The sequence below is a fragment of the Stenotrophomonas maltophilia group sp. msm1 genome (assembly GCF_032025805.1).
GTDB classification, from domain to species: domain Bacteria; phylum Pseudomonadota; class Gammaproteobacteria; order Xanthomonadales; family Xanthomonadaceae; genus Stenotrophomonas; species Stenotrophomonas hibiscicola.
The window spans coordinates 630,001-652,161 of sequence record NZ_JAVSKH010000001.1 but is presented as its reverse complement, the minus strand read 5'-3'; the positions used below and the strand labels follow the sequence as shown (position 1 = coordinate 652,161).

Annotated in this window: 18 protein-coding genes; 9 read left to right on the top strand and 9 right to left on the bottom strand. The window is 68.2% G+C overall.

The window, feature by feature from the left end:
• Positions 1-146: 146 nt before the first annotated feature.
• From ROV95_RS02905 to ROV95_RS02880, 6 genes are all read right to left on the bottom strand, one after another.
• A complete protein-coding gene (locus ROV95_RS02905) occupies positions 147-545 on the bottom strand; it encodes a hypothetical protein (RefSeq protein WP_312542850.1) in 399 nt (132 codons plus the stop codon).
• 94 nt (positions 546-639) lie between these two features.
• The gene (locus tag ROV95_RS02900) at positions 640-2,679 is read right to left on the bottom strand and encodes an FUSC family protein (RefSeq protein ID WP_312542848.1); all 2,040 of its coding nucleotides are present in this window, start codon (positions 2,677-2,679) and stop codon (positions 640-642) included.
• A 3-nt stretch (positions 2,680-2,682) separates the two neighbouring features.
• Entirely contained in the window at positions 2,683-4,143 is a 1,461-nt protein-coding gene (locus ROV95_RS02895; protein WP_312542846.1) for an efflux transporter outer membrane subunit, read from the bottom strand.
• Positions 4,140-5,057 (bottom strand): HlyD family secretion protein, encoded by a 918-nt coding sequence (locus ROV95_RS02890; protein ID WP_043403026.1) that lies wholly within the window; start codon positions 5,055-5,057, stop codon positions 4,140-4,142. The genes ROV95_RS02895 and ROV95_RS02890 overlap by 4 nt, the downstream gene beginning before the upstream one ends.
• On the bottom strand, positions 5,054-5,263 hold the full coding sequence (locus tag ROV95_RS02885; protein ID WP_010487502.1) for a DUF1656 domain-containing protein: 210 nt from the start codon (positions 5,261-5,263) through the stop codon (positions 5,054-5,056). The genes ROV95_RS02890 and ROV95_RS02885 overlap by 4 nt, the downstream gene beginning before the upstream one ends.
• 108 nt (positions 5,264-5,371) lie before the next feature.
• Positions 5,372-5,827, bottom strand: a complete 456-nt coding sequence (locus tag ROV95_RS02880) for a MarR family transcriptional regulator (RefSeq protein WP_012481667.1) — start codon at positions 5,825-5,827, stop codon at positions 5,372-5,374.
• A gap of 609 nt (positions 5,828-6,436) precedes the next feature.
• On the opposite strand from ROV95_RS02880, the gene folE reads away from it, so the two are divergent.
• From folE to ROV95_RS02860, 4 genes are all read left to right on the top strand, one after another.
• Positions 6,437-7,048 carry a GTP cyclohydrolase I FolE gene (gene folE / locus ROV95_RS02875; RefSeq protein WP_004141296.1) on the top strand — a complete coding sequence of 204 codons (612 nt, stop codon included), beginning with the start codon at positions 6,437-6,439 and terminating at the stop codon, positions 7,046-7,048.
• Between the two features lie 112 nt (positions 7,049-7,160).
• Positions 7,161-8,630 carry a DUF3375 domain-containing protein gene (locus tag ROV95_RS02870; protein ID WP_019658766.1) on the top strand — a complete coding sequence of 490 codons (1,470 nt, stop codon included), beginning with the start codon at positions 7,161-7,163 and terminating at the stop codon, positions 8,628-8,630.
• Entirely contained in the window at positions 8,617-9,318 is a 702-nt protein-coding gene (locus ROV95_RS02865) for a DUF4194 domain-containing protein (protein ID WP_019658765.1), read from the top strand. Before ROV95_RS02870 ends, ROV95_RS02865 begins: the two co-directional genes overlap by 14 nt.
• A 16-nt stretch (positions 9,319-9,334) precedes the next feature.
• Positions 9,335-12,715 (top strand): SbcC/MukB-like Walker B domain-containing protein, encoded by a 3,381-nt coding sequence (locus ROV95_RS02860; protein WP_312542843.1) that lies wholly within the window; start codon positions 9,335-9,337, stop codon positions 12,713-12,715.
• A 97-nt stretch (positions 12,716-12,812) separates the two neighbouring features.
• Here the strand turns inward: ROV95_RS02860 and ROV95_RS02855 are convergent, their stop codons facing one another.
• Entirely contained in the window at positions 12,813-13,592 is a 780-nt protein-coding gene (locus ROV95_RS02855; RefSeq protein ID WP_134732508.1) for a TSUP family transporter, read from the bottom strand.
• 81 nt (positions 13,593-13,673) lie between these two features.
• Between ROV95_RS02855 and ROV95_RS02850 the strand changes: the two genes are divergently transcribed.
• Positions 13,674-14,066 carry a YchJ family protein gene (locus ROV95_RS02850; RefSeq protein WP_026346891.1) on the top strand — a complete coding sequence of 131 codons (393 nt, stop codon included), beginning with the start codon at positions 13,674-13,676 and terminating at the stop codon, positions 14,064-14,066.
• Here ROV95_RS02850 and ROV95_RS02845 read toward each other — a convergent pair.
• Complete coding sequence (locus tag ROV95_RS02845) at positions 14,048-15,331, bottom strand: GGDEF domain-containing protein (RefSeq protein ID WP_312542837.1); 1,284 nt, start codon at positions 15,329-15,331, stop codon at positions 14,048-14,050. The two genes, ROV95_RS02850 and ROV95_RS02845, sit on opposite strands and share 19 nt — an antisense overlap.
• A 150-nt stretch (positions 15,332-15,481) precedes the next feature.
• Between ROV95_RS02845 and egtB the strand changes: the two genes are divergently transcribed.
• The 4 genes from egtB (at position 15,482) to ROV95_RS02825 (ending at position 20,789) form a co-directional block, all read left to right on the top strand.
• On the top strand, positions 15,482-16,753 hold the full coding sequence (egtB, locus tag ROV95_RS02840) for an ergothioneine biosynthesis protein EgtB (protein ID WP_312542834.1): 1,272 nt from the start codon (positions 15,482-15,484) through the stop codon (positions 16,751-16,753).
• The gene (gene egtD, locus ROV95_RS02835; protein WP_312542833.1) at positions 16,750-17,724 is read left to right on the top strand and encodes an L-histidine N(alpha)-methyltransferase; all 975 of its coding nucleotides are present in this window, start codon (positions 16,750-16,752) and stop codon (positions 17,722-17,724) included. Before egtB ends, egtD begins: the two co-directional genes overlap by 4 nt.
• A 78-nt stretch (positions 17,725-17,802) precedes the next feature.
• Entirely contained in the window at positions 17,803-19,989 is a 2,187-nt protein-coding gene (locus ROV95_RS02830) for a lytic murein transglycosylase (RefSeq protein WP_312542832.1), read from the top strand.
• A gap of 26 nt (positions 19,990-20,015) precedes the next feature.
• Entirely contained in the window at positions 20,016-20,789 is a 774-nt protein-coding gene (locus ROV95_RS02825; RefSeq protein WP_312542829.1) for a DUF2628 domain-containing protein, read from the top strand.
• 6 nt (positions 20,790-20,795) lie between these two features.
• Here the strand turns inward: ROV95_RS02825 and ROV95_RS02820 are convergent, their stop codons facing one another.
• On the bottom strand, positions 20,796-21,983 hold the full coding sequence (locus ROV95_RS02820) for a benzoate/H(+) symporter BenE family transporter (RefSeq protein WP_312542827.1): 1,188 nt from the start codon (positions 21,981-21,983) through the stop codon (positions 20,796-20,798).
• Positions 21,984-22,161 lie beyond the last annotated feature (178 nt).

The following is a 22,161-nucleotide window of genomic DNA, read 5'->3' as shown; positions in this document are numbered from 1 at the left end:
GTGAGCCGCATGATGCGGCGACCGAGCTTACAGGGACGTACTTGCAGCGTCCCCCTCAACCGGACCCACCCCGCCATCCCAAGGAATACCCGCTTTTGACGTTGACGTTGATTCGGCAGGTGCAGGGTGCAGCCCTGCCGCCCCCGTCATTCCGCGATCAGCACCAGGCCATCGGGGAACACGATCGCCGCTTCATCGGCGCTCACATCGAAGAACCCCACGCCGTGCTTCTCGGCCAGGTCCTGCACGCGACCATGCGCGCGCTCGGCCACCGAATAGGTGAATGCGCCATAGATCACTTCGCGGCCGATGCTGTACTCGGTCACTTCGTCACGATCGTCATCGTCGTTGCTGAGTGGTCCGTCCAGCGGCGGAAATTCCTGCGCCATCTCCGCGAACCACGCCTGCAGCGCCGGGCTGCTGACCGCCGGGTCGTCGTACTCGTGGCGCTCGTTCCACTGCGTCTGCTTCTCGAACCAGGCGATGAAGGCCGCCGCTTCGCGCGGGGCCGCGCTGGCCTCGAACACCATCATGTCGTAACTCATTGAACCGTCCTGTGGGGATCGCGAGTGGCCGCCGGGCATGGCCCGGCGCTACCGGGCCACGATGGTAGCGCCGGGCCGCGCTTGGCGGATCGCATTACACGGACGGCGATTCGGCGCCTACCCATCCCGGCGCCAACGCCTTCGCCTCCGGGAACAACGCAAAGCGCAGCCCGATCAGGCCCATCAGCGCCTCGTCGCGGGCCTTGCAGGCGCCCACGCTGCCGACCCGTCCCAGCGAGGTATCCAACCGCTCGCGCAATGCGTCGGCCGCCACAATCGGTTTGCGCGCAGCGATCTGCCGGCGGTAGTGCACGGCGATCTCTTCAAGAATGTGCTCGACCGCCTCACGGCTGCGCTCGGGCAGTTCCAGCCGTGCACGGCGCAGCTGCAGGATGTTCAGGCCGATGCGCGCCTCGTTGAGCATGTCCACCGAGGCGATGTCACTGCCCTCGGGCGTCGCCGCCAGGCGCGGGGCGAGCAGGCCCAGCAGGTCGAGCATGCGTGCGGCGAAGCGCTGCCGATCCTGCTGGCCGCGTCCTTCGGCGGCTTCGGCCAGCGTGGTCCAGCCCTGCCGCACCAGCCGGCGTGCGGTCCACTCGGCACCCACCGAACGGAACAGGCGGGTCATCACCACCGCAAAGCCAATGCCGATGAACATCGCGATGGACGAGTTGAGGAAGGTCTGGATGTTGGCGCTGTAGGTGTTCTGCAGGCTCAACAGCGCGGCCAGGTTCACCGTCAGCGGCAGCGCGAACAACGCGCTCTTGGGGTGGTGCAGCATCAGCCCCAGCGGCAGGAACGCCACCGCCAGCACCAGTGCCAGCAGGCCGAAGTCGTGCACGGCCGGGAACACGCCGAACAGGTACACGCCGGCCACCACCGAGGCGACCATCGCCCACACCAGGAACGACACCATGCTCGGTGCCGGATCGTCCTGTGCGGCGAAGAACGCGGCGGTCACCGCGGCCATCATCGCGCCGTTGCCGCCGCCTTCCCATCCCAGCGCGATCCACAGCACGCAGTAGCTCATCAGCGCCACGCCGGCACTGAGCGCGGAGAACAGCGCCATGCCGTAGTCGACGTGCTTGTCGGCGGCCACGCGTTCGGTGCGGATGCGGTAGTGCGCGCGGTCCAGCGGCGCGGTGCCGTGGTCGATGGCGTGCTGCAGGGTGCGGCAGTCCTGCCACAGGTCCACCAGTTCTTCCAGGCGCAGCAGCAGGCTGGCCAGCTGCAGGTGCTGCAGGTCGCGGTCCACCTGCGGCTTCAGCGCACTGATGCGTGCGCGCAGGCGGGCGTACTCGCTGGCATTGGTCGGCCCGTCGAGCCAGTCGTGGATGTCGTCGATCAGTTCCGGCAGGCCTTCCGGCAACGCCTGGCCATCGCTGCGCAACGCACTCAGGCGGTCGGCGATCGAGGACAGCACCGGCAACAGCAGCAGCATGCGCTCGCGCAGGCGCTCCATCGACACTGCCGAACCGGCATGGCGTGGATCATCGCGGCGCAGGAATTCGATCAGCGCCTCGAACTGCACCAGATCGGCGGCCAACCGGTTGCGTGGCGCGTGTGCACGGCCACGTTCCAGGATCTGCCGGCACCACTGCGCGGCGTCCTCCATCCAGTTGCCGATGCGGGCGCGCAGCATCGGCCGCACCGAGGCCGGGAACAGCAGCGAGGCGAACAGCACCGCCACCACCGTGCCGAGGATGATCTCCTCGCTGCGCGCCACCACCGTGTCGAAGATGGTTTCCGGCGAGGTCACTGCGGGGAAGCCGATGAAGGCGGTGGTGTAGCCGGCCAGCAGGAACGCGTAGCCGCGCGGGCCGCGGTTGAGCAGGGCCATGAACAGGCAGCCGGCTAGCCAGATCGACATTGCCGCGCTCAGGACCAGCGGCGTTTCCACCAGTGCCGGCAGCACCAGCAGGGTGGCCAGGCCGGCCACCAGGGTGCCGACGATGCGGTACACGCCCTTGGCACGGGTTGGGCCCAGCAGCGGCTGGCTGACGATGTAGACCGTGCCCATCGCCCAGTACGGGCGCGACAGGTTGCCGGCCATGGCGATGTACAGCGCGGCCACCGCGGCCAGGTAGGTCTTGATCGAGAACAGCCAGGCCTGGCGGTCGGTCAGCGCGTTCATGGCCTACTTCGCTGCGGTCGAGGCGTTGGGCGCGGTGGCGCTTGCCTGCCAGCCACCGCCCAGCACCAGGAACAGATGGATCTGGTCGCGCGAGACCTGCGCTTCGGCGGCCGCCAGCGTGGCATCGCTGGTGGCCAGGCTGCGGTCGGCATCCAGGCTGGACAGGTACGGCGTGCGGCCACCCTGGTACAGCCGGCGGTTCTGCTCGGCGGCCAGTGCGGCCTGCTCCTGCGCGATGCGCAGCGACTGCAGCCGGCGCAGGTCCTGCGCATAGCGGTCCAGCGCGGTCTGGGTCTCGCGCAGCGCCTGCAGCACGGTGTGGTCGAACTCGGCCAGCGCGGCATCGGCACCCGCCTCGGCGGCGTGGATGCGTGCGTGCGTGCCGGAGGACGGCAGCGTCCACGAGATCAGCGGGCCGATCGACCACTGCTGGGTCATCGGCGTGCCGAAGTCTTCCAGCAGGCCGGCGGCACCCACCGAGGCACCCAGGCGGATGTCCGGGTACAGCTCGGCGGTGGCGACCCCAATCCGCGCCGTGGCCGAGGCCAGCTTGCGCTCGGCCTGGCGCACGTCCGGGCGGCGCTGCAGCAGCGCCCGGCCATCACCGACCGGCAGCGGCTGCGCCAGGCCGGGGGCGTGCGCACAGTCGATCACGCCGGCTGGCAGCTGGCCCGGGGTTTTCCCAAGCAGCGCGGCCAGCGAATAGGCGGCCGCCGAACGCTGCGCGCGTAGCGGCGGCAGCGCCGCCTCCAGCAGTGCCACCTGCGCATTGGCGCGGGCCAGTTCCGGCGGCGTGCCGCGGCCGGCCGCGATCAGGCGCTCGGTGACCGTACGGCTGCGCTGCTGCAGCTGCAGCGAATGCTCGGCCACGTGCAGTTCGTGGTTGGCGTGGCAGATTTCCAGGTAGCTGTCGGCGACCTGCGCGACCACGCTGACCTGGGCCAGGTCGCGCGCCGCCGCCACCGACTGCTCGTCGGCACGCGCTGCCTCGGCGCCGCGCTTGAGCTTGCCGAACAGGTCGAACTGGTAGCTGACCGCAAACTTGCCATCGGCCAGGTTGATCACCGGCAGCTCGTGCTCCTGCAGGAATGATTCGGCCGACAGCTGCGCGCGGCTGACGCCGGCCTCGGCCTCGTACTCGAAGCCACCGGCGTCCAGCGCCTGTTCGTAAACGGCGGCTGCACGCCGCAGATGCGCATCGGCGGCCTTCAGTTCCACGTTGTCGCGCAGCGCCTGGGTGATCAGGCCGTCCAGCACCGGGTCGTTGTACAGCGACCACCAGCGGTCGGGCAGCGCCTGGTTGGCGGCCACCTGCGGGTTCTGCGTATCGATGAAGGCTGCATTGGCCTGCGGGCGCTTGAACGCCGAGCCTTCCGGCAGTGCATAGTCCGGGCCGACGGTTTTGCACGCGGCCAGGCTGGCCAGTGCGACGATCAGGCCGAGACGGGGCAGGGTGGCGTTCACAGGCCCGCCTGTGTCGGCGCGGTGCCGACCTTGTCTGCATGCTTCGTGCTGTTGGTCTGTACGGTCACCGTGGCGGTACGGCCGGCAATCAGCTCAACGCCCTTTGGCACTTCGTCGATCGCGATGCGCACCGGAATGCGCTGCGCCAGGCGCACCCAGTCGAAGGCCGGGGTCACGTTCGGCAGCAGGGTGCTGCCGTTGCTGCGGTAGCGATCCTCGATGCCGGCGGCGATGCTCTCGACATGGCCGCGCAGCGGCGCCGATTCGCCCATCAGGCGGATGTCCACGCGCTGCCCCGGGGCCACGCCGCGCAGCCGGGTTTCCTCGAAGTAGCCGTCGATGCGGAACGAGCCGGTGTCCAGCAGCGCCAGCACCGGCTTGCCGGCCACCACGTAGTCGCCCACGCGCATGGTGCGGTCGTTGACCCGGCCATCGGCCGGTGCGCGCACCTCGGTGCGGCCCAGGTTGAGCTCGGCCAGGTCGACCGCCGCCTGTGCGGTGCCCAGCGCAGCCTGTGCAGCCTGCAGCTTGGCGCGGCGCACTTCGGCGTCCTCGGCGGCGACCAGATCCTGCAGGCTGCGGTCACGGCCGATTTCGCGGCGCAGCTGCGCCACCGAGGCCTGGCGCTCGGCCAAGCTGGCCTTGGCCTGTTCCAGCGCGATGCGGTAGCGCGCGCGGTCGATCACGAACAGCACGTCGCCCTTCTTCACCGCCTGGTTGTCGGCCACGTTCACCGTTTCCACCAGCCCGGACACGTCCGGTGCCACCTGCACCACGTCGGCACCGACATGGGCGTCGCGGGTCCACGGCTCATCCATGTAATAGACCCACAGCTGGCGCAGCACCAGCAGGGCGACGATCACGGCTGCGCTGGTCAGCAGTATGGGCAGGGTCTTCTTCACGATCTTGTTCACGATTGCATCCAACGCAGGAGGTGGAACAGCAGGCCCAGCACGATCCCGTACAGCGCCAGGTTGAACAGCGCCGGGTGCCATACATGGCGATAGGCGCCGGCACGCTGCAGCAGCGCGTGCAGGCCGCTGTTGACCAAGTAGGCCAACAACATCAACCCGAGCAGGGTCGGGACGAACACTCCATGGAGACTGAATTCACCGGGCATCGGAAGGGGCGGGGGCGAGGTGGGGGAGGGGAGGGACAACAGAACAACGGCAACGGGCAAAAGCCGCTGGCGTGTGCACGGCAGCGGCGGTGTTCGGGGGCAGCGGTCTTACGTGATGCGGTCGGCGGCCTCGGCCAGCAGGCGCCATGCCTTCAGCACGGCGTGCAGTTCATCCATGGAAAGCTCGCCGAACACGTCCTGGCGCAGGCCGATCAACTGGTCTTCCAGCTCGCTGACCAGCGCATGGCCCGCGTCGGTCAGCCACAGCAGGTTGGCGCGGCGGTCGCTGGCGTCGCTCTCGCGGCGGACCAGGTCGCTGGCGCACAGCTTGTCCAGCAGGCGCACCAGGGAAGGACCCTCCATGCCCAGCTGCTGGGCCAGCGCCACCTGGCGGATGCCACCGCCGGAGCGGCCGATCATCAGCAGGGGCATGGTGCAGGCGGTGGAGATGCCGTAGCTGCCGAGCCGACTGTCGGCCAAGCGCTGCCACTGCCGCCCTGCGTACAGCAGGCCGGAGCTGAGCTGCATCTGCAGCACGGTGCGCTCGTCGAGGGGTCGGTCCATAAGAGATAGATAGGATACTACTAATTTCATTCCTATCAATGGGTTTTTATGAATGGGTGGGTGTGTTGAGGAAAGCGTTGCGCCTGCCTGGTGTCGGGTGGGGCGGCGGGGGCCGGACGGGGCAGGACACGCCGCAAGTACGTCCCTGTAGGCTCGGCCGCGGCATCCATGCCGCGGACGGTCCTGCCCCGCCCGGCCCCCGCTGCCTTCCCATCACCCCGCGAGCGCGGTGGGTTGGCTCTTGGAAGCAAGAGCAGAAGCAGTGCGGACCAACGGTCCGCACCCACCAAAGCAGAAGACACCACAGCAGCGGCGCGCTGCTTCCGAAGCCATGAACCCCCGCCTTTGCCCCCGCTTTCGGGCGGTCCGGCCGCGCCCGCAGGAAACTGTCAGGGATGGGGAAGGGCGGCAGGGCAGGACCGTGAGGCGCATGGATGCGCCGACCGAGCCCCCATGGATGGGTTTACGGCGTGTCCTGCCCTGCCGCCCTTCCCCATCCAAGCCGATACCAAACAAGGCGCCGCCCGCCCCCCGATGAACCGTCCCCACAGGACGACCCACCCCCCGGTCGGGTACGATGCTCGCCCCCCGTTCGGGACGCTGTACGCAATGAGCAAGAACAACGAAAAGGCCGCCCCGCAGGGCGACGTGACCCAGGACCAGGCCGAGGATGCCGTGCGCACCCTGCTGCGCTGGGCCGGTGAGGACCCGTCCCGTGAAGGCCTGCTGGATACGCCCCGCCGTGTCGCCGAAGCCTATGGCGACTGGTTCAGCGGTTACCGCGACGACCCGCGCGCCTACATGGAGCGGACCTTCGAGGAAGTGGCCGGCTACGACGAACTGATCGTCCTGCGTGACATCGAGTACGAAAGCCACTGCGAACACCACATGGCGCCGATCATCGGCCGCGTGCATGTCGGCTACCTGCCGGCCGGCAAGGTGGTGGGCATCAGCAAGCTGGCCCGCGTCGTCGAAGCCTACGCCCGCCGTTTCCAGGTGCAGGAGAAGATGACCGCGCAGATCGCCCAGTGCATCCAGGACGTGCTGCAGCCGATCGGCGTCGGCGTGGTCGTCGAAGGCGCCCACGAGTGCATGACCACCCGCGGCATCCACAAGCGCGGCGTCAGCATGGTCACCTCCAAGATGCTGGGCAGCTTCCGCGACGACGCGCGCACCCGCGCCGAGTTCCTGCGCTTCATCGAAGTGGGCGGCAAGCGCTGAGCCGCTTGCCCGCACCGCGCCGGCCCCTGGTGGCCGGCATGCCCACGGCTGCCCACGCAGCCGCCGTGGGTGGCTGCTTGTCCCCACCAGACCTCATGACTCTTTTCGCTGCATGAAGCATCGCGAACGCATTGCCCGTTACCGTCACCTGCGCGAACAGCCCCAGTGGAAGCTGCTTGCCGCCGACCATGCCCCGGAAATCATCGGCCTGTTGCAGGGCCTGCTGATGGACGGCGAGCGCACGTTGCCTTCGTCGGTGCTCAACGAGCGCCTGCAGCGCGCGCTGGACCAGCTGGCCGGCGATGAACTCTCGCGCGAGCTGCCGCGGACCGCGCAGGCCTACATCGCGCACTGGCTGGCCCAAGGCTGGTTGGAGCGCCGCCTGCCCGAAGGCGCCGACCAGGAACAGTACGAGCTGTCGACCGCAGCGCTACAGGCGATCCGCTTCGCCGACGGCCTCGAGCAGGCTCGCGTGGCCGCCACCGAGAGCCGCCTGGCACTGGTCATCGAACAGCTCTCGCAGCTGGCCGCGCAGACCGAGTCCGACCCCGATGCCCGCCTCTCGGCGCTGCGCGACGAGCGCGACCGCATCGACGCCGAGATCGCCCGCGTCGGCGCCGGCCGCGTCACCGCGCTGGATGGCAAGCGCGCCCTGGAACGTGCGCGCCAGATCATCGGCCTGGCCGACGAGCTGACCGAGGATTTCCGGCGCGTGCGCGATGACTTCGAGCAGCTCAACCGCGAGTTCCGCGAACGCATCATCGACGATGAAGGCGAGCGCGGCGACGTGCTGTCGCAGCTGTTCGAAGGCGTGGACGTGATCGGCGAGAGTGATGCAGGGCGCAGCTTCCAGGCCTTCTGGCGTCTGCTCAATGACGCCGAGCAGAGCGCCCAGCTCGATGCCGCGCTGGAAGCGGTGCTGGCGCGTGGCTTTGCCCGGCGCCTGGACCGCAACGAGCGCAACTTCCTGCGCGGCTTCACCAGCACCATGCTCGAGCGCGGTGGCCAGGTGCACGACGTGCTGCAGCACTTCGCGCGCAGCCTGCGCGGCTTCGTACAGAGCCGTGGCTATCTGGAGCAGCGCCGCCTCAACCAGCTGCTCAAGCAGGCGCAGTCCGAAGCGCTGGCGCTGCGTGACGAGTTCCCCGCACAACGCGGCATCGGCCGTGACCTGCAGCTGACCACCAGCCGCCTGCGTTCGTGGTCGCAATGGAAGCTGCACGATCCGCGCAGTGCCCAGGTCGATGGCAACGTCGAGTACAACGACGCGGCCGCGATCAGTCTGGAAAGCGTCGGCGATCTGGTCGCTTCGTCCGAAATCGACTTCCGCACCCTGCGCCGCGACCTGCACGACCTGCTCGATGCACAGCCGCGGCTCAGCATCGCCCAGGCCCTGTCGCAGCGCGAAGCGCCGCAGGGCCTCGGCAGCGTCATCGGCTACCTGTCGCTGGGCACGCGTTTCGGCAACGTGGTCGCCGGCGAGCAGGAGCTTGCGCAATGGCGCGGTGGCGACGGCCAGATCCGCCGCGCCCGCATCCCGCTGGTTTGGTTCACCCAGGAGAGACGCCATGAGCTGGCATGAAGATCCCATCGAAGCACCGCAGGCCGACGTGGCGGAAGACGCCTACGAGGCCGAGCCGGCGGCGACCATGGCGCAGCCCCGCCGTGGCAACGACGTGTACTACCTCGGCGACACCGGGCGCCTGCCGCTGGATGCGCGCCGCGCGCTGTGCCAGCTGCTGATCGGCCCCAGCATCGACCAGCTGCGCCACGCCAAGCTGTGGCCCGCGCTGATCCGCAGCGAAGCGGCCATCCGCTCATCGCTGGCGGACCTGTTCCTGGAACTGGTGCTCGACCGCGACAGCGGCGTGGCGTTCACCCGCCAGGCCGATACCGAAGACGTTGATGCGCCGGTGCTGCTGCGCACCTCGCCGCTGACCTTCATCGACTCGGTGCTGCTGCTGTACCTGCGCCAGCAGCTGGCCGAGGCCGATGCACGCGGCAACCGCGCGGTGGTCGCCGACGCCGAGATGGCCGAAGCGCTGGCCATCTATGAAAAGAACCTGTCCACCGACCGCGCCGGCTTCAACCGCCGCGTTGCCTCGGCGGTGCAGAAGATGAAGGACAACCACATCCTGACCCGCCTCAGCGGCCAGGATGACCGCCACGAAGTCTCGCCGGCGCTGAAGCTGCTGTTCTCCGCCGAAGACGTGTCCCAGCTTTCGGCGGTGTACCGCCAGCTGCGCGAAACCCCGGCCGCCGAGGCCTGAGAGACCCGACCATCGCATGGCTATCTCCAAGCACACTCCCGCACTGTTCAACGAAGGCCTGCCGGACCCGCGCCTGCAGCAGTTCCGCATGCGCCGCCTGCAGGTGCACAACTGGGGCACCTTCAACGGCCTGACCGAAGTGCCGATCGCCGAGCGCGGCTTCCTGTTTGTCGGCCGCTCCGGCTCGGGCAAGTCGACCCTGCTCGATGCCATGTCCGCGCTGCTGACGCCGCCGGCCATCGTCGACTTCAACGCCGCTGCGCGTGAAGCCGAGCGCAGTGGCCGCGACCGCAACCTGGTGTCCTACGTGCGCGGCGCGTGGGCCGACCAGCAGGACAGCGGCACCGGCGAAATCGCCACCCAGTACCTGCGCAAGGGCGCGACCTGGACCGCACTGGTGCTGGAGTACCGTGCTGGTGATGGCCGCGTGGTCAGCCTGGTGCGCCTGCTGTGGATCTCCGGCAACGGCACCTCGGCCGGTGATGTGCGCAAGCACTACATGATCGCCGAGCGCCCGTTCGACATCGCCAAGGACCTCGGCGGTTTCGACCTGGACCTGCGCAAGCTCAAGCAGAAGCTGTCCGACCTGCACCACTTCGACACCTTCTCCGGCTACGCCGAGCGCTTCCGCGACCTGCTCGGCATCGACAACGAGATGGCGCTGCGCCTGCTGCACAAGACGCAGTCGGCGAAGAACCTGGGAGACCTCAACGTCTTCCTGCGCGACTTCATGCTCGACACGCCGAAGACCTTCGACGCCGCCGAGCGCCTGGTCAGCGACTTCGCCGAGCTTGATGGCGCGCACCAGGCGGTGGTCACTGCCCGCCGCCAGGTGGAAACCCTGTTGCCGGCGCGCGCCTACTACAACGACCTGAAGGAAATGCACCGCCGTCGTGGCGACGACGAAGCACTGAAGCTGGGTGTCGACAGCTTCCGCGAAAGCCGGCGCCAGGCGCTGATCGAAGCGCGCCTGCGCGAGATGGACGTGCGTGACCGCGGCCTGCTCGGCGAAGAAGCCCAGCGCCGTGCCGCACTGGACAATCACACCGAACGCCTGGCCGAACTGGAGCTGCAGCGCCGCCAGCAGGGCGGTGAGCGCATCGAGGAACTGGAACGCGAGCAGGGCCGTGCCGAAGCTGAGCGTGACCGCCGCCAGGCCAAGCGCGAGCAGGCACGCCAGGCGGCGCAGCAACTGGGGGCCGAACTGCCGGACGACGCCCATGGCTTCGCCGAACTGGTCGAGCGCGCACAGAACGAGCTGCAGGACCGCCAGCGTGCCTCCTCGGCACTGGACGATGCGATCAGTGATCGCCTCGGTGGCAAGCGCGATGACGAGCGCCGTTTCGGCGAAGTCCGTGCCGAACTCGAAGCGATGCAGCGCACACCGTCCAACATCCCGGCGCCGATGCAGAAGCTGCGTGCGCGCCTGGCCGAAGAGACCGGCATCGCCGAGGCAGCGTTGCCGTTCGTTGGCGAACTGATCCAGGTCCGCTCCGAAGAGCAGGGCTGGCAGGGTGCCATCGAGCGCGTGCTGGGCGGTTTCGCGCTGTCGCTGCTGGTCGATGACAAGCATTACAACGACGTCGCCGAGTGGGTGAACCGCACCCACCTGGGCATGCGCTTCACCTACTACCGCGTGCGCCGCAACGATGATGCGTTCGCGCGCGAGCCGTCGACGAAGTCGCTGCTGCACAAGCTGGAACTGCGCGAGCACGTGTTCGAAAGCTGGCTGCGCCGTGAGCTTGGCAAGCGCTTCGACTACGAGTGCGTCGATGCCAAGCAGCTGCGCAACGTCGATCGCGGCATCACCCGCGAAGGCCAGGTCAAGCATCCGGGCGACCGCTTCGAGAAGGACGACCGCAGTGCGGTGGGTGACCGCCGTCGCTGGATTCTCGGCTTCAACAACCACGACAAGGTCGGCGCCTTCGAGCGTGAAGCACAGGAACTGGCCAAGCGCATCGCCGGCTGCGAGACCGACATCGCGCGCCTGCGTGGCCAGCGTGATCGCGACAACGAACGCCGCCTGGCCTGCCACGAGCTGGTCAGCATCAGCTGGAACGAGATCGATATCGCCGCTCCGCAGCAGCGCCTGAGCGATATCGAAGCCACCCTGCGCGACCTGCGCGAAGGCAACGCCGATCTCGCCAGGCTGGCCAAGCAGATCGACGCCGTGCGCGCCGACATCGAGCAGTCCCGCCGCACCTATGAAGACGTCCGCGTCGAGCGCGGCCAGCTGGTCAAGGAACGTGATCGCCTGGACCGCGCACGCCAGCAGAGCCGTGCACTGGTGCTGCCGAGCCTGGCCCAGGAGCAGGAAGCCGGCCTCGCCGAGCGCCTGCAGGAACAGGGTCCGCTCAGCCTGGAAACGCTCGAAGCGCACATGCGCCAGGTCAGCAACGCGCTGAACGAGCAGTTGTCGTCCTCGCAGCAGGACCTCAACCGCATCGAGAACCAGCTGATCGGCTGCTTCCGTCGCTTCATCCAGCAGTGGCCGGAGGAGTCGGGCGACTTCACCGTGTCGGTGGCCTCGGCCGAGGACTTCCTCGCACGCCTCGAACGGCTGGAACGCGACGGCCTGCCACAGCACGAAGAGCGCTTCTTCGACCTGCTGCAGAACCAGAGCAAGAACAACCTGCTGGCCCTGCAGCGCCACAGCGCAGAGGCCCGCAAGTCGATCGGCCAGCGCCTGGACGAGGTGAACGCCAGCCTGGAGCAGGTGCCGTTCAACCGTGGCACGCTGCTGACCATCGAACTGAGCGACCGCCGCCTGCCGGAGGTCGCTGAGTTCCACCTGCAGCTGCGCGAGGTGCTGTCGCAGCAGCAGACCGAGCAGCGCGAGCTGGCCGAATCGCAGTTCACCGTGCTGCGCCAGCTGGTCAACCGCCTCGGCTCGCAGGAAGGCGAGGACAAGCGCTGGCGCGAGCTGGTGCTGGACGTGCGCATGCACGTGGAGTTCATCGGCGTCGAGCTGGATGCGGAAACGCGCCAGCAGGTCGAGATCTACCGCAGCGGCGCCGGCAAGTCCGGTGGCCAGCGCCAGAAGCTGGCCACCACCTGCCTGGCAGCAGCGCTGCGCTACCAGCTTGGCGGCGCTGACAGCCAGCTGCCCAGCTACGCCGCGGTCGTGCTCGACGAGGCCTTCGACAAGGCCGACAACGAGTTCACCGCCCTGGCGATGAACATCTTCGACAACTTCGGCTTCCAGATGGTGGTCGCCACCCCGCTGAAGTCGGTGATGACGCTGGAGCCGTTCATCGGTGGCGCCTGCTTCGTCGAAATCAGCGGCCGCCACGACTCCGGGGTGTTGCTGATCGAGTACGACGAAGAAGGCAAGCGCCTGAAGCTGCCCGAGCGCAGTCGCCAGCAGGCCAACGAACCGGAAGAAGCCGAGGCCTGACCCGGCCGATCGAATGGGGAATGCCGGCCAGCGGCCGGCACCACCCATGGGCGGGGTTCACGACCCGGCTGTGCCGGCCGCTGGCCGGCAACCGCATTCACGAACCGCGGAACGTGTCCCACGCCATCCGCGCGATCAGCACCACCACCAGCCCCACGAACAGCTTGCGGATGAACGGCGTGCCGCCCTTCAACGCCAGGCGCGTGCCCGCCACCGAACCGATGATGTTGGCGGCCGCCATCGGCAGCGCGAACAGCCACAGGATGTTGCCGGTTGGTACGAAGAACGAGATCGCTGCCACGTTGGTCGCCAGGTTCACGACCTTCGATGCCGCTGACGCGCGCAGGAAATCCAGCCCGAAGAAGCGTACGAACAGGAAGATCAGGAAGCTGCCGGTACCCGGCCCGAAGAATCCATCGTAGAAGCCGATCGCCGCACCGATCGCCAGTGCGATCACCAGCTCGCGGCGGCCGATCTCCTGTGGCCGGTGCAACGCGCCGAAGTCCTTCTTCCACAGCGTGTAGGCCAGCATCGCGATCAGCAGGACCAGCACCAGCGGGCGCACCGCGTCCTTGGGCAGCAGGCTTACCGCAGTGGCCCCGGCGAAGGAGAAGATGAAGGCGGTACCAGCCGCGAACAGTACCGGCTTCCACGGGAAACGCACGTTGCGCGCGTAACGCCAGGCAGCCGCACCGGTACCGAACATCGAACTGAACTTGTTGGTGCCGAACAGCATCGCCGGTGTCTGCTGCGGCAGCACCGTGAACAGTCCCGGCAGCTGCACCAGGCCACCGCCACCGACGGCGGCATCCACAAGACCGGCGATGAAGGCGATCACCACCAGCCACCACAACTCGGGGGGAACCAGTTCCAGCACGGCGATCAATCAAGGTGGGGGCGCGACAGCATACGCCCTTCGCCGATGGATGCTGGCGGCGCCCCGCGCGACAATGCGCGCATGAGCCGAAAACCTGCCGATCCCTGTCCCTGCGGGCTTCCCGCGGAGTACGCCGCCTGCTGTGGCCGTTTCCATGCCGGCGACACCGTCCCCGACGCCGAACGCCTCATGCGTTCGCGCTACAGCGCGTACGTGCGGGGCCTGGCAGGCTACCTGCGCCAGAGCTGGCATCCGGACACGCGTCCGGTCGAGTTGTCGCTGGATGACGCGCCCGGGCAGCGTACGCACTGGCTGGGCCTGACCGTCCATGAGCACACCGTCACCGGCGCTGACAGCGCCGAGGTGAGGTTCACCGCCCGCTACCGGGTAGGCGGCGGCAGCGCGGTGAAGATGACCGAACACAGCCGCTTCCTGCGCATCGACGGTCGCTGGTACTACCTCGACGCAGTCTGATCCTCAGCCCGCTGTCCGGCGTTCGCCCGGATCTGGTTGCGGCCGCCGTCCTTGGCTGCGTACAGCGCCCGGTCGGCGGCCTTGACCACCGCTGCCGGGCGCGGGTCCACAAGGCTGTCGGCCAGGCCGATGCTCACCGTCACCTGCACCACCGGGCCGCTGCCGCCGCGCCCGCGTTGCTGACGCCCGGCGTCATCGTCGCGGCTGCGGGTGCTGCGGTCGCGCAGCTGCATGCGGGTGTCCTCGATGCTCTGCCGCAAGGCTTCCACGGCATCCATGCAGGCGTCGGCCGGCTGGCCCAGGAACACCACCGCGAACTCCTCGCCGCCGTAGCGGAACGCACGTCCACCATCACCGACCCGCGCCAGCCGCGAGGCCACCAGGCGCAGCACGTCGTCGCCGGTGTCGTGGCCGTGGGTGTCGTTGAACGATTTGAAGTGGTCCACGTCCACCATCGCGATGCTGTAGGTGCCGCGCGCCCGTTGCAGGGTCTCATTGAAGGCGCGGCGCCCCGGCAGGCCGGTCAGTTCGTCGCGGAACGCCATGTGGAACGACTCCTGCAGCATCGCGCCCAGCATCAGCAGCAGGGCCGCACTGGCCAGCGCAGGCAACAGCACCGGCTGCAGGAAGACCCTCGGCAGCATCCACCACAGGCACAGCAGCGCCAGCAGCATAGCCGTGTGCAGCGGCCGCGGATGCCGCCATGCCTGCCAACCCAGCGCCGCCGTGGCCAGCAGGAACAGCAGCGCCGGCAGCTGCGCCAGCGCGTTCCAGTCGGCCGGGATCCACGCCCAATGACGGTTCGACAGCAGATCATGCATGCCGCGCGGCTGCTGCGCGGCCAGCAGCAGGAAGATCAGCAATGCCGTACTGCTGGCGACGGAGCGCAACAGCAGGTCGTGCCTGCGCCGCCCACGCTCCGGCCACAATGACAGGCCGGCGAACAGCAACGGCAGCCACGCCGAGATGGCATGGAAGCGCAGCGGTGTCAGCGCGCTGACATGGCCGCTGCGCAGGTAGCCGCCGACATCCTGGTGCAGCATCGCGAACATGACTGCCACCACCAACAGCAGGCAGAGCGCACGCACCTGGTGGTAGAGAAGGGCCAGGCCGGCACCGAGGCAGGCCAGCAGCCAGGGCAGAACGCGTTGGGCCGGACTGGCCACGTCTTCGTTGCCCAACGCCGCCCACAGCACCACGGCAACCAGCACGGCGGGCAGCACGAACAGGTAGTGCGCAGGCTGGCGGAGCGGATGCAGGGGCAATCAGGAATTCCAGCGCGGTGACGACGCGGCCGCAGCATTGCCGTTAGCGGCGTTCGGGGCGGCTTCTTGAATGCGGCAGGCCCATCCATGTGAACGAAGTGACGCCGGACCATGACATCGCACTCACCCGCCGGCACCGATGCTGTCGGCATGGACAGCGTACCCACCGCCGTCGCTGCCCCGCAGCACGATCTCGCCCACCAGTTCGCACGCGTGCGTGCGCGCAGCATGCAACTGGCCGGCCCGCTCAGCGCCGAGGACGCCATGCTGCAGAGCATGGCCGATGCCAGCCCCAGCAAGTGGCACCTGGCCCACACCACCTGGTTCTTCGAACGCTTCGTGCTGGCCGGCTTCCCGGCTGCGCCTGCACATGACCCTGCATGGGACTACTTGTTCAACAGCTACTACAAGAGTATCGGCCCCGCCCATGCCCGGCCGCAGCGCGGCCTCCTCTCACGGCCCTCGCTGCAGCAGGTGCATGACTATCGCCAGCAGGTCGATGCACAGGTGCAGTCGCGGCTATCGGCAGGTGACCTGGACCCACACGCGCTGCACAACCTGCAGCTGGGCCTGCAGCACGAACAACAGCATCAGGAGTTGTTGTTGACCGACATCAAGCACGCGTTCTGGTGCAATCCGCTGCAGCCGGCCTACCGCGAGGACCTGCCCACCCCCCCTGGCGCTGCCAGTGCACAGGGCTGGATCGAATCACCCGAGCGCATCGTTACCGTCGGCGCTGCAGCCTGGCCGCAGCACGCTGCGTTTGCCTACGACAACGAATCGCCGCCGCACCGCGTGCTGCTGCCGGCACATGCTCTGGCCGAACGTCCCGTCAGCAATGCCGAGTACCGTGCTTTCATCGATGCCGGCGGCTACCGCGAACCGCGCTGGTGGCTCAGTGAAGGCTGGGCATTGCGTGAAGCCGAGGACTGGCAGCACCCGCTGTACTGGGATGACACCCTGCAGCGCGAATACACCCTGGGCGGTTGGCGCGAGCTGGATCCGCATGCGCCGGTCTGCCATCTCAGCTACTTCGAGGCCGATGCCTGTGCCCGCTGGGCCGGGGCACGCCTGCCCAGCGAGTTCGAGTGGGAGGCCGCCGCCGCGTCTCAGGCGGTGCGGGGCCACTTTGCCGATGACGATCACCTGCACCCGCAGGCGGGGCAGGGCAGCGGCCTGCGCCAGCTGTTCGGTGATGTCTGGGAGTGGACTCACAGCGCGTATGGTGCCTATCCCGGCTACCGCCCTTTCGCGGGCAACCTCGGTGAGTACAACGGCAAGTTCATGTGCGGCCAATGGGTGCTGCGCGGCGGCAGCTGCGTCACGCCACGGGGCCATGTGCGCGCCAGCTATCGCAATTTCTTCATGCCGCCGGCGCGCTGGCAGTTCTCCGGACTGCGCCTGGCCAGGGACCTCACATGAGCACCGTGCACGACGCGCTGCAGGCGTTGACCGACCTCACCCCCGGCCGCCAGCAGATCCTCACCGACGTGGTGGCCGGGTTGTCGCGCACACCGCGCCAGCTGCCATCCAAGTATTTCTACGATGCACGCGGCTCACGCCTGTTCGAGCAGATCACGCAGACCTGCGAGTACTACCCCACGCGTACCGAGCTGGCGCTGCTGGCGCGGGTGCTGCCGGACATCGCCCGCAGCGTCGGTCCTCATGTTCTTGTGGTGGAGCTGGGCAGCGGCAGTGGCCGCAAGACCGCGCTGCTGCTGGCGGCACTGCAGGACCCCGTGGCCTACACCCCCATCGAGATCTCGCGCGCCGCGCTGCTGTCCAGCATCGACCATCTGGCCCCGGCGCTGCCGGACGTCGAGATGCTGCCGGTCTGTGCCGACTTCACCCGCGCGGTCGCCGTCCCGGCACCGGAACGCGAGCCTGCGCGGCGCCTGTTGTTCTTCCCGGGCTCCACGTTGGGCAATTTCGTCGAAGAGGATGCCGTCGCACTGCTGCGCGCGATGCGCCAGACCATGGGCCGCGATGGCCTGGCCCTGGTCGGCATCGATCTGCACAAGGACCCGGCATTGATCGAAGCCGCCTACAACGATGTGCAGGGCATCACTGCTGCATTCACCCTCAACCTGCTGGCGCGCCTGAACCGCGAGATCGGCAGCGACTTCGATCTGGACGGCTTCCGCCACCGCGCCCGCTACAGCATCGCGCGGCTGCGCATCGAAACCGATCTGGTCAGCCAGCGCGCACAGGACGTCCGTCTGGATGGCCGCACCTTCCACTTCCAGGCCGACGAGCCGATCCGCGTCGAATACAGCCACAAGTACACCGACGACAGCTTCGAAGCGTTGCTGCTGCCAGCGGGCCTGCAGGTCGTGCGGCGCTGGGATGCTGAAAGCCCGGCCTATGGCCTGCGCCTGCTTCGCGCCCTTTAGCCGCCGCCAGCCCGCGCTGCTTCAGGTTCGCCTACGCTGCGCCTAAGATGGCCCTGCAACGGCAACACGGAGGACGCCATGCCCATTCTGACCACGCTCGGCCTGGCGGCCGTGCTCGCCGCGGCACCCGCTTCGACAGCAGCGCCTGCGGCCAGCAGCGATGCCGCTTTCAGCCGCTGCCTGGCCGTCCTGCAATCGACAGCCGCCAGCCAGGGCATCAGTGCCGACCGCTTCAATGGGATTATCGCCGGGCTCACCCCCGATCCCAGCGTGCTCGGCCTGCTCGACGCGCAGCCGGAATTCACCACGCCGATCTGGGACTACCTGGCCGCGCTGGTCGATCGCCAGCGCGTGGACGATGGGCGCGTCCTGCTGCAGCAGCATCGGGCCCTGCTTGATCGGGTGTCGGCCCAGTACGGCGTCGACCCGGCCACCATCGTCGCGGTCTGGGGCGTGGAGAGCGACTACGGCCGTGTGTTCGGCAAGCGCCCGCTGCTGCAGTCGCTGGCCACGCTGTCCTGTGCCGGCCGCCGCCAGCCCTTCTTCCGTGGTGAGCTGCTGGCCCTGCTCAAGTTGATCGACCGCGGCGACCTGCAGGCACAGGGGCTCACCGGTTCCTGGGCCGGCGCCTTCGGGCATACGCAGTTCATGCCCAGCACCTATGCACGCATCGCCGTGGACGGTGATGGCGATGGCCGCCGCGATCTGGTCGGCAGCATTCCCGATGCGCTGGCCTCCACCGCCAATTACCTCAAGCGCGCCGGCTGGCGCAGCGGAGAGCCGTGGGGCATGGAAGTGCGTATCCCGCCCGGTTTCGACGCCAGCCAGGCCGGGCGTACCCAGCGTCGGGCGCTGGCCGACTGGCGTGCGCAAGGTGTGACCGCATTGGATGGCAGCGCGTTGGCCCCGGCCAACCTGCCTGCCGACGCGCGCGCGGCCCTGCTGCTGCCGGCGGGCGGCAAGGGCCCGGGGTTGCTGGTGTTCCGCAACTACGACGCGATCTACAGCTACAACGCTGCCGAAAGCTACGCGCTGGCGATCGCCACGCTGGCCGACCAGCTGCGTGGCGGCACGGGCCTGGCCACGGCCTGGCCGACCGATGATCCCGGTATCGGCCGCGATGAGCGCCGCCAGCTGCAGACCCTGTTGCTGGCCCGCGGCCACGACATCGGAAGCGCCGACGGCATGATCGGTACGGCCACGCGTCGCGCCATCCAGGTCGAGCAGCAGCGCCTGGGCTGGGCCAACGCAGATGGGCGCGCGGGACAGCGTATCCTTCGCACTCTGCAGAACGCGCCGCGCACTGCACCGGTGCCCACGCGTTTCATGCTTCCCAGCAACTACAGTGCCGTGCAATCGCCGGCCATACGGAGTCGATCCCACGTGCAGCAGATCCAGGGTGTACGCAGCGGGCAGTACCAGGGGCTCGATGCCTGGCTGGTGGAAACCGGCGACGCCAGCGCGGCCATCAGTGTGTTTGGCGGCCAGCTGCTTTCCTTCGTGCCCAAGGGCCAGCCGGATCTGATGTGGCTGTCCCCCCGGCGCGCCGAACTGCCCACGCCGATCCGCGGAGGCAGCCCCGTCTGCTGGCCGTACTTCGGCCGCCAAGGCCAGGGCAACGACGTGCCCGCCCACGGTTTCGTCCGTACCGTGCCGTGGGAACTGCAACAGGCCCGTCGCCTGGACGACGGCAGCATCGAGCTCACGCTGGCACCCCCGGTGCTGCAGAGCCTGGACCTGCGATTGAGGATGACTGTGCGCGTAGGCCGCCAGTTGACCCAGCGACTGATCACCGAGAACGTCGGCAGTTCCCCTGCCAGCATCACCCAGGCGCTGCACAACTATTTCCGCGTGGGTGATGCCAGCGCGGTGGATGTGGACGGCGTGGACGGACTGGACTATCTGGACAAGTTCGAGAACTATGCGACGCCGCGTCGGCAGCAGGGCGCCTGGACGTTGCGCGATCCCCGTGATCCCGGGCGCAGCGACCGCATCTACACGCAGGCCAAGGGTCACTATGTCCTGCGTGATCCGGTGCTGAAACGCCGCATCGACATCCGTACGGAAGGAAGCCGCTCGCTGGTGGCGTGGAATCCCGGTGCCGAGGCTGCAGCGAAGATGGCAGATGTGGGTGAGGGCTGGCGCGACTACGTCTGCCTGGAAGCGGCCAACGCCGGACCCGACGTGGTGACCCTGCCGCCGGGTGGCAGCCATGTGCTGTCACAGACATTGTCCGCGGCACCGTGGACACCGGTAACCCGGTAACGAATCAACGCAGCAAGGATGTTTTCATGCAGGACGCACAGTGGTGGTACGCCAACAGCAGGCAGAGCGAAGGACCGGTTGACCTGGCCGCCCTGCGTCGCCTGCAGCAGGACGGCACGGTGACGGCACGCACGCTGCTGTGGCGCGAAGGCATGCCCTCGTGGCGCCCCTTGGCGGAGCTGGAACAGGATTCAACGCCCATCGAGATGTCGCCGGCTCCGGATATCGACACAGCCCCACCGGTTGAGGTCGTTGCGCCAAGTGTCGGCGATCCGTCCGATCCGTATCGAGCCCCCGCCGCTGCACCGGATACGGCTGCCGCCGCGGGGCTGGAGGGCGAGATGGCCTTGTACGCCAGCGTGGTCGGCGGCAACTTCCCGATCTATCGCCAGCGCTGGCGACTGGATCAGGGCATTGCCACCGCCAATGGAACCTGGCACTGGCCGGCCTTCCTGCTCGGCCCGATCTGGATGATGTACCGCAGGATGTACCGCCTGGCGGCAATGTGGGTCGGCCTGCTGCTGCTGATCAGCGTGGTGGAGACCTTGCTGGATGTGCCCGAAGGCGTGTCGCTGGTCATCACCATCGCGCTCAGCGTCACCACCGGCACCTTTGGCAACACCTGGTATCTGGCACACTGCCAACGCCTGATCGCCCAAGCCCGTGCCGTCAGCGGCGGCGATGACGCACGGCTGCGCAGCGAGCTCACCGCACGCGGCGGCACCAGCGTGGTCGCCACACTGGCCGCCATCGTCATCTCGGTGGTGTTGAGCACCGTCGGCGCCGCACTGGCGGGGTAGGACAGGTCAGCGGCCCTGACGCGGCCGCAGCACCAGCAGGCACAGCGCACCGGCCACCAGGCCCCAGAACGCCGAACCGATGCCGGCCAGTGAGACGCCGGAGGCGGTGACCAGGAAGGTGACCAGTGCCGCCTCGCGGTCCTGCTCTACTGCCAGCGCACTGGCCAGGCTGTTGGCGATGGTGCCGAACAACGCGATACCGGCCACGCAGGCCACCAGCTCCTTTGGGAAAGCCGCGAACAGGGCGGCCACGGTGGCACCGAACAGCCCGATGACAATATAGAAAGCCCCAGCGGCCATGGCGGCGGTGTAGCGCCGTGCCGGATCCTCGTGCGCATCACGGCCCATGCAGATCGCGGCCGTGATCGCGGCCAGGTTCAGTGCGTAGGCACCGAACGGCGCCAGCAACGTATTGACCACGCCGATCCAGCCGATCAGCGGCGACACCGGCGCGTCATAGCCGGAGGCACGCATCACTGCCACACCGGGGATGTTCTGCGAGGCCATGGTGACCACGAACAGGGGCAGGGCGATGCCGGCTACCGCAGTCCAGGACAGGGACGGGGTCACCCATTGCGGCACCGCCAGCTGCAGCTGCACCTGCTGTGCGTGCAGCAGGTCACGGCTGGCTGCGACCGCGATGCCGACCAGCAGTGTGGCGATGACCGCATAGCGCGGGAACAAGCGGCGTCCCGCCAGCCAGGTGGCGAACATTGCCAGTGCCAGTACCAGTTGGGAATTCATGGCCACGAACACGTCCAGACCGAAGCGCAGCAGCACGCCGGCCAGCATGCCGGCGGCCAGCGCCATCGGCACCCGCTGCATCAATCGTGCGAACACCCCGGAGAAGCCTGCCAGCATGGCAAGCACCGCAGCGAGCAGGAATGCGCCGGTGGCTTCAGCGAGCGAGTCGCCACCAGCACCGACCACCAGCATCGCCGCGCCCGGTGTCGACCATGCGGTCACCACCGGCACGCGATAGCGCAGCGACAGCCCGATGCAGGTGACACCCATGCCCAGTCCCAGTGCCCACATCCATGAGGCGATCTGTGCCTGGTCGGCACCGACAGCCTGTGCGGCCTGGAACACGATCACTGCGGAACTGGCGAAGCCGACCAGCACGGTGATGAAGCCGGCGACCACGGCCGGCACTGAAAGGTCGCGCCACCATGCTTGCCGCACCTGCATGTTCATTGCCGTCTCTCCTTGTTGCATCCGTGCATTGATAGCCGTTGCGGCGTTGACCGCGCAACGCGCGGGCAACGCCGCAGTGATATTCGAGCGTACGTCATGCCTGAAGTCGCGGCGCTTCTGTCATCACCATGAAAAAAAAGCCTTGACGAAATCTGCAGGATCTCTAGAATTCGCCCCC